This window comes from Terriglobales bacterium (assembly GCA_035764005.1).
GTDB lineage: Bacteria > Acidobacteriota > Terriglobia > Terriglobales > Acidobacteriaceae > Gp1-AA112.
The window spans coordinates 40420-53657 of record DASTZZ010000065.1 but is presented as its reverse complement, the minus strand read 5'-3'; the positions used below and the strand labels follow the sequence as shown (position 1 = coordinate 53657).

The window sequence follows — 13238 nt, the reverse complement described above, 5'->3', positions numbered from 1 at the left end:
AACATGGACCCGGAAATTTCCCATCTCGCCCGCGCACTCGAAGATCTCACTCGTCGTGTCGAGCGGCTCGAGCAACTTCTCGCTCAGCGCCCCGTCAGAAGCGATAGGCCGTATGTTGTGCCGACTCCGCCAGCCCGTGCCAGCCTCGAATCACGAGTCGGCTCTCAATATCTGAACCGCGCCGGGATTATTGCTCTTCTGGTCGGGATAGCATTTTTCCTGAATTGGGCATTGGTCAACAACTGGATCGGCCCGCTCGCAGTCGTGATCGTCGGACTGATCACCGGAGTCGCTCTCTTCATGGCGGGCGAATGGTTCCTGCGCCGCAGCTACAACATCTTTGGCTTCTCGCTCCAGGGACTGGGAATCGCAGCGCTCTATCTGACCATCTGGGCAGCTTCTGAGTACTACCGAATTCTGCTCCCCTGGGCAGGATTCGCGGCAATGGTGCTGCTCACCGCCGCAACAGCGCTCGCCGCAACACTGCGCAACAGCGAAGCTCTCGCCATCTTTGCCGCGCTCGGCGGATTCGGCACTCCGCTCCTGCTCTCCACCGGACGCAATCTCGAAACAGAATTGTTCATCTATGTGCTGATTCTCTGCGCCGGAATGCTGGTCACCATCCGGCGGCGGCCGTGGGTTGCGCTGCTGATCACCAGTTTTCTCGGAGCGCTCACCGTTTCGGCAGTTTGGTTCGCAAACTACTATTCCAAAACGGAACAGACCGAGGCGTTCGCCTTTTTCTGCCTGGTGTTCGGCGCTTTTGCCATTGCGCCGATCCTAATGCAGCACGCGCTCGATCTGCCGCGAATGCAAATTCTCGTCTTCGTGCTCCCGGCCGCAGCGCTGGTCTTCCTGATAGGTTGCGGTGGCATTCTCGACGCCGACGAGTTCACCTGGACAGCGCAGATCATGGCTGTGGCATTGGCAATCGCCTCCTGGCGCTGGTGCCGTGAAAGACTGCGAGCTTCGTATTTCATCACCGCACTGGCCGCATCGGCGGGCAGCATACCCGTAGCGTTCGACGGCCACTGGACCACGTCGCTCATCTGGCTCGTCTACGGGATCGTGCTGATCATGTTTGGATTCGCGCGCAAGCTGCCGCTGGTGCGCTGGAGCGCGCTGGTCCTGCTCGGCGTGACGATCTTAAAGGTGTTTATCTACGATCTCTCCAACCTCGGCCAGGGCTATCGCATTCTCGCTCTTTCCATTCTCGGAATTGCGCTGCTCTCGCTTTCTTTTCTTTACCAGCGAGATTGGCTCGGAATGCGCAAACCGTAAATGTGCATGAACGATCAGTTTGTTTGACTCACTGGCCGGCAGTACGGGCTTTCGCCCTCACGCGATAAAGTCGCTCAGTGAAGCCGCCGTCGCGCTCGAAGGCGACAGCCAGCGAAATTAGCTGGTGGTCTAAGAGGCTGCATGCCACTGCAATGAGTACCAGCGCAGCATTGGCTGCAATTTCAGGGTAGGTGGACGAAGTGGACTTCGTGGACTCAGTGGACGGGGTATTGAGATCTTTTTGTCCACTGCGTCCACTCCGTCCATTGAGTCCAGTTGGTCCACTAATTCCGCTCTGTGCGTTAGCTCCACGCTGTTCCCGAACCCACTGCGCAACACAATCGGCGTTGGCGCACCGGCGTGCAACAAGGCTGCTCCTGCGGGGGTCGTCGCGCTCCCAAACCGGCAGCCCTCGTTGCCGGAGAAAGTCTTCGTAGTCAAGCCGTAGCTCTTCCAAGCTCGCCCTGGCAACGTTTGTCAACTTCAGTTCAGTCTTCTTCGACGTACCTGCAGCCTGGCTACCTTCTGCAATGTTCTGCACTCCGCTCCGTGCCGCTTGCACCATCTGATCGTGCGTGCGGCTGCGCTTCTCGACGTAGCGGGCGCAAAACCGCACAGTAACGTCGTACACAAGCTGCGCAACCTGAAAGCTCTTCAGCTTGCGGTAGCCTCCGTGCTTGGTTATAAGTTCCTGTTTGTCAGGCATAAAATCTCGCCGGCTTATTCCGGTGAATCTGGCGCTCTAGCCGAGTTCGGCCGCCCCTCACTTGTAATGTTCAGGGCAGGCGCAGCGTCCATCGCGTCCATAAAGTCCATTTCGTCCACTTCGTCCATCATTATTGCGAGCGCACCATAGTAACAACAAACACCCAAAACTTTTCCTCCTCCCTGCTATTCTGAATTTTCAAAATGCGAGCCTTCATCGGATTCATCTGCGCTGTCGTTATCGTCGCCATCATTGTTCTCGTCGCCTTCTCAGCGACTCCAGTAATCACGCTTCCCGATTCGCTGCACACTATCGGGCAGGCTACGCCGGTCGCGGTACAAATTTCCGCGCCACACGGACTGAGTCGCGCTGTCGCGTGGATCGAACAAAATGGTGAGCGCTACCAACTCGCGAATGTCGAACATCCCAGGCATCGTTTTCGCTGGCGCAGCGATACAGCTGAACACACGTTGAAGTTCACGGCTGGTTCGAAAGGCACTCCGCAGCTCAAAGATGGAAACGCGCGAGTGATTGTCGAAGCGACCTCGAACGATTTTCGCGGCAAAACGGTTGAAGCAGCGCGCGATGTGACTGTGGTGCTGCAACCCGTCACAGTGAGCGTCGATTCCGACCAGCACTATCTTTACGTCGGCATGGCCGACCTCGTGACTTATAACGTGACAGGCGCGCCGACTGCATCAGGCGTTCGCGTCGGCGACGAGACCTTCCGTGGCTGGCCGATGCCCGGCGGAAAACCCGGCGAGTTCTCGCTGTTTGCTTTTGCATGGAACATGCCGCCCGATACCTTGCCGCTGGTCTATGCCGTTGGTCCGGGCGGCGATGAGGCGCATGGACAGATTTCCGTGGTATTCCCGAAAGGGGAGCAACCCCGATATCGCGTGCGCGACATCCAGGTGGACGACAAGTTCATGCAGAAGGTGGTCACCGAACTGGAGCCGAACGGCTCCGGAGATCCTGTCGAGCGCTTCGTGCGTATCAACAGCGAAATGCGCAAGGCGAATAACAAAACTCTTGCCGATTTGCAGAACAAGACTGAAGCGAAGTTCTTGTGGTCACAGCCGTTCCAGCAACAGCCGAACACAAAAGTCGAAGCCAACTTCGCCGATGTCCGCAATTACATCTACCACGGCAAGAAGATCGATCAGCAGACGCACCTCGGCTACGACCTCTCGAGCACGCAGCACGTCGGCGTGCAAGCCTCGAATGATGGACGCGTTGTCTATGCCGCGCCTTTAGGAATCTACGGCAACTGCGTCGTCGTTGATCACGGCTACGGACTCCAGACGATCTACGGCCACATGAGCGAGATCGACGTTCACGACGGCGATATGGTCAAGCGCGGCCAGGTAATGGGCAAGAGCGGCATGACGGGCATGGCCGGAGGCGATCACATCCACTTCAGCATGCAGCTAGACGGCATCCAGATCGATCCGAAAGAATGGTGGGACGCGCACTGGATCAAAGATCACATTGCGCGCAGGGTAGAGCTGCCCGCAAACACGCAGTAGCTTGGATTCATGTGGGCGGCTTTTATTTGGAGTGAGTTTTGCTAGAGCGAGTTTTGATGCGCCGGGGTTCGGTGTAGCCCTCGACTTCAGTCGGGGGCGCACGGCATAGCCGTGCGTCTACGGATGAGAGAGTAAGGCCGCGCTTTAGCGCTGGTAAACGAGCGAAAGCGCGCACGAAGGAGCAATGGGAGTGAAGAGACGGCAAAAAGACTCCAAAGACGCGCAGCCTATCGGGGCAGTCGAGTTGAATGCTGTCATGGAAACTGCCCATCTTCTGCGATCGCCCAAGAACGCAGAGCGCCTCTGCTCCGCCCTCAATCGAGCCTCGCTGAAGAGGGGAAAACCGCAATCGTTGGCTTCCTTAAAACTCGACTTGGGATTGGGCTCGCGTTGAGCGTCACTTCACTTCGATCACCGCTAAACTCTGCGCCGGCAAATCCACACTGAACTGATTTCCATTGATCGCGCGCTGCTCCGGCGCGGGTAGCTCCGCCGCTTTTCGCAGAGTTTCAATCTGGGACTGCGTCGGATACCGCGGGCTGCCCATCTGCTGATACGCGTTCAGGAGCGAGCCGTGCGTCGCATCGACGCGATAAATAAAAGCCTTGTGATTTCCGCGCAAGCCAGAAAACTGGAATGTGACTGTCTTCAGAGAACCCTGGGCATCAGGCAATACAAGATTCCACGCCGCAAGCACTGGTAAGCCACCCTTCGTCGTCGCCAGTGCCGAATCGGAACTCAACGCCAAACGATGATCCCCCAGGAAATGCAGGATTTTGAACGCATTGTAGGAAGGCTTCGGCAATCCACCATTAGCTACCAGTCCAAATCCTCCATAAAACGGCTGCTTCACCACGCCCTGTTCTTCGAATACATCGGAGAATGTCCAGTACGACATGATGTCCACGAGTCCATCGCACTGGCGAATGGTATCGGCGAGCCACGGCGCCATGAAGACCGCATCGGTAATATCCGGCTCATTGGCGTAGCTGGCGTTGAACTCGCTCCAGATCAGCGGCAGGTTCGGCCGCGCCGATGCTTTGATCTGATCGTGAACTTTCTTCACCGCGCGGCAAACCATCTTGTCGCGCGGAATGAATTCATTGGTACCGAAGACGTCCTGCGCGCGGTCGTTGCCGTACACGTGAGTAGAAACAAAATCCGCGGGAACATTGGCGCTGACCACATGCTGAATGAAGGCATCCGCCCATGCCGCCTGCGCCGTCGCCGGCCCACCCACGCGCAGCCGCGGACTCACTGCTTTCAGAGCCCGCGCCGTGTGATCGTAAAGCTCGAAATACGTCGCCTGCTTCGGCTCGCCCGCCCAGAAATCGATGTTGGGTTCATTCCAGACCTCGAAGTACCACTGGCTCAGCTCGTCAATCCCATAACGGGAAAGCAGATGTTGAGCAAAAGCCGTGATCAGCCCATCCCACTTTGCATAGTCTTTAGGCGGTGAAGGCGAGGGCTTGTACCAGAACGCATGCAGCACCGGGCTCGCCGCCAGCTTCTTCGGCATGAAGCTGATTTCGACAAACGGCTTTATTCCATGTGCCAGGAGACCGTCATAGATCTGATCGACATAAGAGAAGTTGTAGATCGGATTGCCCTGCGCATCCTCGTCGTAAACTCCGTTCTCATCCTGAAAGATGGCGTGGAAGCGCACATACTTGAATCCAGTAATCCCGCGCACCCAGTCGAGATCGCGCCGGTAGCTGTCGCGCAGTGTGAGATTGGCGCGGCCGGAACCGAACATCTCTTCCCAGAAGTGGGGAAACGGAGTGGAAGGAGCAGAGAGATCTACGCGAACGACTTCGTTCGCGGCGCCACTTGATGCCTGCTGCGACATCGCCGGCAACGTTACGAGCAGAAGCAGAATAAGGCGCAGCACGGAAGAGCTCTTCGTCATGTTTTCGGTCTCGGTACCGGGCAATCGGTAAAACGCGAGCTTGTGGTAAAACGTTTTACCAGTGAAGAATCTGTATCATTCGGCTTAGACTACTGTCAAGACTGCAGCCGGATTGCGCGAAGCCTGTATTTGCGCGGATCGGAAAAGAATCCAAATGATGAAAAAGGTTCACGCTTCTATAGCTGTCATCCTGAGGCCCTCTTTTGGCCGAAGGAACTCCCGTGATCTTTCCGAATCAAATGCTGTCGCGTGGCTCTCACCACAAACTCGGGTTCATGGGCAAAGAGCCTGCGACCGCATTTTATGCTTAAACATTTGCCGGAGATCCTTCGCGCACAAAACGCGCTCAGGATGACAGACGTTGAAGGCATCGGCAAAGAACTTGAAGAAGTGATTACTGCAGACTTGGACTAGATTGAGAATGCGGAATGAACAGAGAGAGGAATACTTGCTGACGCGTCGAGAACTCATGCGCCTCGCCACTGGCGCCGCCGTTGGACTGGCGTTGCCGTCGTGCAGCTTTGCCCAGAAAACCTTCCATCCTCCCTCCGCGCCGCCGTACGCGGGCACCAACGAGCAACTGCTCGACGAAATTCAACGCGGCAGCTTCGAGTTCTTCTGGAACGAAGCCAGTCCGCAAACCGGCCAAGTGAAAGACCGCGCATTAGCTCGCGGGGGCGATCAGCGACGCATCTCCAGCATCGCCGCGACGGGGTTCGGCCTGACCGCGCTGTGTATCGCCGACCAGCGAGGATACAGAAAGTCCTCCGAAATTGCAGATCGCGTTCGCAAGACTCTGCAGTTTATCGCCAACATGCCGCACGAGCATGGCTTCTTTTATCACTTCATCGACATGGAAACGGGGCAGCGAGCATGGAACTGCGAGCTCTCGTCCATCGATTCGTCTCTCCTGCTCTGCGGAGTGCTCACCGCGCGGCAACAGTTTTCGGACCAGAAGATCAAGGATCTCGCAACCAAAATCTACGAGCGTGTGGACTGGCCGTGGATGCTCAATGGCGGCCAAACCTTCTCGATGGGCTGGAGGCCGGAAACCGGTTTCCTGAAAGGACGCTGGGAGCACTATTGCGAGCTGATGATGATCTACTTGCTCGCCATCGGCTCACCAAGTCATCCAGTCTCGCCGGCCACATGGGATGCCTGGACTCGTCCGACGATCTCGTACAAAGGCATCGAGTACATCTCCGGCAACGACCCTCTCTTCACCCACCAGTACTCACAAGCGTGGTTCGACTTCCGCCACAAACGCGATAAATACGCCAACTACTTCGAAAACTCAGTCAAAGCAACGAAAGCGCACAAACTGTTCTGCCTCTCGCTGCACGACGAATTTCCCGATTACTCCGATAACCTCTGGGGCATAAGCGCCTCCGACTACGAAAAGGGATACACCGCCTGGGGAGGCCCACCGCGCATCGGCCCGATCGACGGCAGCATCGTCCCCTGCGCGACAGGCGGATCATTATCGTTTCTGTTCGAAGATTGCATCAAGGTGCTGCGAACCATTAGCGGACCATATCGGGAAAAAGCGTGGACCGCCTACAGCTTCGTCGACGCCTTCAATCCTCTCAATGGCTGGTACGACAAAGATGTGCTAGGTATCGATTTGGGAATCACGATGCTGATGGCAGAGAATCATCGCACCGGTTTCGTTTGGGAGACATTCATGAAGAATCCCGAGGCACAATCCGCGATCAAGAAAGTTGGATTCACACCGGACTAGCAGATGCAACAGCTGGACAAGCCCGGCACCCAGGGCCGGTGCTCACGAGAGTGCCGCGCCGTTTGCGGCACAACTGAAACTAGCCCGGAGTGCAACTCCGGGTAAGCTGGCTCCGGCAATCTGAGTCCCGCGTCTTGTGCGGGACGACTGTGTGTTGTTGCCTCCACAGGAGAGCCAATCGTCCCGCAAAAATCGCGGGACTCGCGATTTGATTTTGTATCGACCCGGCATTTCATGCCGGGCTATTCCCACGCGTGCCGCAAACAACGCGGCACTCAGTAATTCCTGAGTAAGCAATCCAGAGAAATGAGATCAGCCAGAGACAGTGCTGCACTGCCTCTGGCCCTATAAGCAGACTTAGAAGTTGAATCGAGCTCCGAGCGTGACTACGCGTCCTGCGAGTGCTCCGGTGTCCTGCCCGAAGTTCGAGTTAGCGATGTTGTTGGAGATGTTCAGTGGATTGAAGTTCAAGTTGTTGAACACGTTGTACGCGTCCACACGGAATTCGATCTTGGCGTTCTCTCCCAGCACTGGCATCACCGGCAGGCCAAAAGCTTTCGTCAGCGTCATATCCAAATCCCGGTAGTTAGGACCTGTGAGGAAGCCGCGATGCAGTCCAGTCTGCGGGAGGGCTGGCCCGAAGCTGTTGCCGTTGAATGGCGTGTAACTCGGATTCGAGAAGTACGCCGTTCCTCCATTCACGTAGTTCGAACCTGTCTTGAATTGATCGTTGCTTGTGCTGGTCCCAGCTCCACCCAAGTATGCAGCTGGATACAGGCTGCCATAACCGCATGTCCCGCAATACAGGCTGCCGCCAACCACGCTAACAGTTGGCGACCATGGAAAACCGGTGTGGTAATTGAAGATTCCGCTGATTGACCATCCGCCGGCGATTTTATCGAGCACATTATTTCCATGAAAGAATCTCGGCTGCCACAGCGCATAGATCTTGTATGCGTGGGCGACGTTGTAATCTGAGCGTCCGTAGTCGAGGCTCGGATTATAGGGATACGGATTCTCGTAGTAGGGTCCTGATGCCGTGTCCATACTCTTGGACCAGGTGAACTGAAAATCGGCCATGAACTGCCGCGAGAACTGGTGACGAAGCTCGGCGATCATGGCGTTGTAGTTACCATAGCCGTTCATGTTCCAGAAGTCGCCGCCGCCGATCTGCGGATTTAATGCGAATCCAGAGGCTGCCGGAGTCGCATTCGGGTTCTCGTGGAACACCAGATTGCGCGACAAGCTTCCCTGATAACTCAGCGACATCACATAGTTATCGCCAAAGTTGTATTCGGTTTGCAGAGAGTAGTGATGAACGCGCAACGTCGGCAAGTCCTGTGGGAAGATGACCACGTTCACCGGCGCGCCACTCGCGGGCAATCCATTCGAGGCAAACGAAGATACTGCGTTCGGATTAGCAGGGAAATTAGTGAGCGAGCGCAAATTTGAGGACACTGCATACACAATGCCGGGATTCGGCGAACTCGGCGTGGCCATTGTGAATGACGGATTCACCACCAGCCCAGGATTGTTGGCGACGTTAGCCGAGAGCGCCAGTTCCAGCTGGTTGTAATTCAGGCCATAGCCGCCCCGAATTGCCAGCTTGCCCTCTGACCTTCCCGGACTCCACGCGAATCCGATCTCTGGGCCGAAATTGTTTTTCTGCGCATTCCACGAATCTCCACGTTTCACAGTCAGACCAGTCAGAAAATTCGAACCGCTTCCTGGAATAGCAACGAACATATTGCCCTGCTTCGAAGTGAGCGGCCCGAAATAGTTCCAGCGCAGTCCGAGGTTGAGGGTGAGATTCCTGGTGACTTTGAAGTCGTCTTGTCCGAACACACCGACCAGGCTTTCGCGATCGTCCTGCCGCGCGAGCGTTGGCACACCGGTGCTGGGATCGAATCTGCCGCTTTCGCTGTGCGGGGCGTCATTCAGGAAGTCCCAAAGATTAAAGAAGTTGTAACTCGGAACGGTGCCGCCCGCATTCTCATTCAAGTAGTAGAGACGCGTAACTTCTCCGCCGAATTTCAGCGTGTGGCGCCCGGCAGACTTGGTTGCTACGTCCTTAATCGCATAGGTCCATTGATTCAGTATGCTGCCGACGTTGGGACCGAACTGCTGAAGCGTGATGCTCCCGATTTGATCAATTCTGTCCGTCGGTAAACCAACCGGCGATTGCGGATTCGACGCTACCTCGTTCCAGCGCCATCCCGACGCATTCACACGAAATTCGTTCACCAGAGTTGGGGAGAAGGTGCGATCCCAAATTCCAGCAAATGCGTTGTTGATTTGCGAATGGTTGAAGAGGTCATAAGCACGCGCTGGTCCGTTGAGAAACGTGTTCGATAGAGGCACCCAGTACATGCTGAATGCCAGCCGATCTTTGCTGGTGATATTGGCGTCGACGCGACCGTTGTACTGCGCGGCCCCAAAATGGGAAGTGCTCTGCGTCACGTAGTTGGCGATGTCCGCCACGCCATCCAATCCGCTGCCTAGTCCTGGGTTCGACGCGCTCTGCCATCCCGGGTCCTGCGTTCCCAGGGCTGAAGTCAGAGGCGAACCAATATCCAGCCCTTGTCCCGGAATGGTTCGGCAATTCACGCCCTCAGTCAAACCGGCGTTCGCGCAAGTTGAATTATTGAGCCCGATGCTCTGAACCGATCCCCCAGGAAAGCCTAGATAGGTCGAGGCAATGCTCCCATTTGGCGCGAGCTTTTCGAACGCGGGAGTCTCATACCATCCATTGGCCGTGCTGGTTTGTGCCTTGGGGCTACGCGTGGTCTCGTAGGAGAAGAACGCAAACACCTTATTCTTCCAAATCGGGCCGCCGACACTTCCGCCGAGTTGCGTATAGAAGTTGTTATCGCGCAGAACCTTGTTGTTCTGCCCATTGAATCGCTGATATGCGTTTAGTCCAGGCCGGTGTGCAGTGACGAAGAGTGTTCCGTGGTACTTATCCGTACCGCTCTTTGATGTGACCTGTACTTGCGCTCCGCTGTATCGGCCGTATTCGGCGTCGTAAGCGTTGGAAAGAACCTTAACGTCCTGGACCGATTCCTCGTTCGGTGTGATGACCGTCGTGCCGCCCCATACGGCACTGGTGGTATCGACTCCATCGATCGAGTAACTGTTGTTCTCATATTGCTGACCGGCGGCGAGAGCTTGCGGACCATTTTCTGTCTGGAAGATCCCGGTACTGCCTCCGGTTGCGCCAGGGCCTTGAGTCCCTGGAAGACTAAAGCCGCCTCCGCCTCCCGCCTGGGAGTTGTCACCGAACATTCCCGGAGTCAACTGAAGAAGCTTGAACACATCGCGCCCGAAAGAAGGCATATTCTGCACCTGGTTGGTGCTGATCGTGCCGGTGATGTTGCCTGTAGCAGTGTCGATCGGCGGCGTGGCATCCGTGACTGTCACGGTTTCTTCGACTTTGCCCACTTCGAGCTGCACATCTAACGCATTCGCCTGCTCCGGAATGATGCGGATGTTGTCGAGGACCTTCTTCTTGAAGCCCCCAGCATCTACGGTGAGCTGATAACTTCCCGGCGGCAGCGCATTGAAGTGATAAATCCCCGAAGGGTCGCTGGTCGATACCATCTTTTGATTGGTTGCCGGATTCAGCAGAGTGGCCGTTGCCCCGCTGACCACCGCACCCGAAGGATCAGTCACAGTTCCATGCAGCGACGCGCGGTATTGTCCCTGCGCGACGGGAGTGAAGAAAAAACATCCGCAGAAGAAAAACGAGAACACCGAGAGAGACAGCGCACGCAAACGAGACATTCTCTACCTCCGAAGGCGCGTGGTTGAACTTGCACGCGAGTGCAAATTTCGAATGGATGAACTGCGCAAGCAGTGTTGGTGAAACGATTAACCAGCAAACCTGTAATTCGTAGCACCGAGCGACAAACGAAGTCAAGACAGGGCGGGACGAATGGAGAGCCGGCGGTTAGCGGCATTCTGCAGCGATGCTCTCAACAGAACCCGTCCCCGGCTTCTCAAAATCAGAGTCGTTCGCAAACAGATCATTCGGGTTTGTTCAACGACGCAATTGCGCCGGGAACACCTCGACTGCCTGAGAACCGACGCAGTTCCATTATGGAACTAAAGCGGGCGCCAAATTTCGCTTGACTTTCGCCCGGTTTCGTCATAGCACAGAAGTAGGGGCTTGGAATGCGTCAGCGCGCCGTATTCGCGGGCCATGAGGCCGCTTTGCGGGCATAAAATGCCCAGCGCTGATGGCCAGCAAGGTGGGATCAGGAAGATGGATTTTTCGTCAGAGTTGATGAGATCAGGCGAGATCGCGTGAGATCAGATGAGATCGGGACACGAGATATCTCATCACTCTCCATGAGATATCTGATGAGATCGGATGAGATTTGATGGGATTAGGCAAGCTCGCTACGTTTAGTCCGCGCACGGCGGCGATGGGGGCCGGACTCGTCATGATTGCTCAACTGGCGTGCCGCATCTCGAGCCAATCCGACCAGGTCATGCCTTGTCTTGATAAATATGAGATCCAATGACGGCGTCGCGGGGTCGATTCTGTCGGCGTTAACGCCGGAGTCAGACGGGGTTAACGCCGTGGAAAATTCGGCGTTAACGCCGTGGAAATCTGGGGTTAACGCCGTGGAAAAAACGGCGTTAACCCCAAGGCTCAGAATCGCAGATTTGGGCTGTAAAGCTTGCGCAGTCAATGCGATGAAAGCAGGAGTTGCTTGAAGTTGCAGATCGATCATCCAAAATGAGTCACGAAAAGCATTCGCGCAAGCGCACTCTGGAAAGCTCGAATCAGCCGGTCACGATTCGCAGCCTCGCGAAGTATCTCAAGCTCTCGCCGGCGGCGGTTTCGATGGTGTTGAACTCGACGCCGAAGGCCAAACGCTTTCCTGAGAAGACCAGGAAGCGCATTCTCGCGGCGGCGGCGAAGTTCAATTACCGGCCCAACTTCGTCGCGCGCTCGCTGCGGAAGCAGCAGACGTTCACCATTGGAGTGCTTGTCCCCGAAGTGAGTGAAGGCTATGCGGCGCTGGTGCTGGCGGGCATCGAAGATTATCTGCTGCAGGCTGGGTACTTCTACTTCGTCGTCAGCCACCGGCATAAGACGCATCTGCTCGAGCAGTATCCGCGGCTGTTTATGGAGCGGCTGGTCGAGGGCATCATCGCGCTCGATACGGCGGAGCTTCCGTTCGTGCCGAATGTGCCGATGACGGTGGTGTCCGGACACCGCCGTTTGCCAGGGATCACGAACGTCGTGCTCGATCATCGCCAGGCGGCGATTCTGGCTCTCGAACACCTGCTCCAGCTTGGGCATCGTCACATTGCGTTCATCAAGGGCCAGCCATTCAGTTCCGATACGGAAACGCGCTGGGCCTCGATTCGCGAGGCGGCGCGCAAGCTGGGGCTGACAGTCGATCCCGATTTGGTAACGCAGCTCCAGGCCGACACGCCGACGCCCGAGCCGGGCTACGACGTGACCAAGTCGCTACTGGCGAAGCATCGTCATTTCACCGCGATGTTCGCGTTCAACGACATCTCGGCGATCGGCGCGGTGCGCGCTCTGCTCGATTCGGGAGTCAAGGTGCCGGGCGAGGTCTCAGTGATCGGCTTCGACGACATCCAGAGCGCCGCCTTCCAAAACCCGCGCCTCACCACGATTCGGCAGCCGCTGCGGCGCATGGGCGAACTCGCTGCTGAGATGCTGCTGAAACGGATTCGCGGCGCCGAGTTCCCGAAGATCCTCGCCGTAGAACCGGAGCTGATCGTGCGCGAGTCAACGGCGCCTCCTCCCATTTCGGTACTGGAGGAGCTGCATGAGGCGCGAGCCGCAAAGACGTAACGGAACCGTCGGCGGTAGATCGGGGTCCCCAACAGACGCCGACTTTGCGTCTGATGGGGTGATAGCCGGTGGGTCAGAGCTGGCCGAATGGCCAGCTCCGAGCTGCAACGATGCCGCACGCTGTGAAGTTGATGTAAGCAGTCACGAGAAGCGCAGCCGCAAAAACCGCGGCTGGAACCGCGGCTGCCCCAGCGCCTACTGGCGCCGGTTCTGTTCCGCATTGGAAGTCCGAG

8 protein-coding genes are annotated in these 13238 nt (G+C 56.6%); 4 read left to right on the top strand and 4 right to left on the bottom strand.

The features are described from left to right. Positions 1-3 precede the first annotated feature (3 nt). Positions 4-1281: a DUF2339 domain-containing protein gene (locus VFU50_09980; GenBank protein HEU5233178.1), complete on the top strand. Its 1278-nt coding sequence runs from the start codon at positions 4-6 to the stop codon at positions 1279-1281. A gap of 28 nt (positions 1282-1309) precedes the next feature. On the opposite strand, the gene VFU50_09975 is transcribed toward VFU50_09980, so the two are convergent. Next, positions 1310-1987, bottom strand: a complete 678-nt coding sequence (locus VFU50_09975) for a four helix bundle suffix domain-containing protein (GenBank protein HEU5233177.1) — start codon at positions 1985-1987, stop codon at positions 1310-1312. 203 nt (positions 1988-2190) lie between these two features. On the opposite strand from VFU50_09975, the gene VFU50_09970 reads away from it, so the two are divergent. Next, on the top strand, positions 2191-3516 hold the full coding sequence (locus VFU50_09970) for a M23 family metallopeptidase (GenBank protein ID HEU5233176.1): 1326 nt from the start codon (positions 2191-2193) through the stop codon (positions 3514-3516). A 397-nt stretch (positions 3517-3913) separates the two neighbouring features. Here the strand turns inward: VFU50_09970 and VFU50_09965 are convergent, their stop codons facing one another. Then, positions 3914-5425, bottom strand: coding sequence for a glycosyl hydrolase family 39 (locus VFU50_09965; GenBank protein HEU5233175.1), 1512 nt, complete (start codon positions 5423-5425; stop codon positions 3914-3916). A gap of 448 nt (positions 5426-5873) precedes the next feature. Between VFU50_09965 and VFU50_09960 the strand changes: the two genes are divergently transcribed. Then, a complete protein-coding gene (locus VFU50_09960) occupies positions 5874-7166 on the top strand; it encodes a glucoamylase family protein (GenBank protein HEU5233174.1) in 1293 nt (430 codons plus the stop codon). Positions 7167-7523: 357 nt separating this feature from the next. On the opposite strand, the gene VFU50_09955 is transcribed toward VFU50_09960, so the two are convergent. Both VFU50_09955 and VFU50_09950 read right to left on the bottom strand, forming a co-directional pair. Next, complete coding sequence (locus tag VFU50_09955) at positions 7524-10949, bottom strand: carboxypeptidase-like regulatory domain-containing protein (protein ID HEU5233173.1); 3426 nt, start codon at positions 10947-10949, stop codon at positions 7524-7526. 605 nt (positions 10950-11554) lie between these two features. Then, the gene (locus tag VFU50_09950) at positions 11555-11905 is read right to left on the bottom strand and encodes a hypothetical protein (protein ID HEU5233172.1); all 351 of its coding nucleotides are present in this window, start codon (positions 11903-11905) and stop codon (positions 11555-11557) included. Between the two features lie 5 nt (positions 11906-11910). On the opposite strand from VFU50_09950, the gene VFU50_09945 reads away from it, so the two are divergent. Further along, positions 11911-13005 (top strand): LacI family DNA-binding transcriptional regulator, encoded by a 1095-nt coding sequence (locus VFU50_09945; protein ID HEU5233171.1) that lies wholly within the window; start codon positions 11911-11913, stop codon positions 13003-13005. Positions 13006-13238 lie beyond the last annotated feature (233 nt).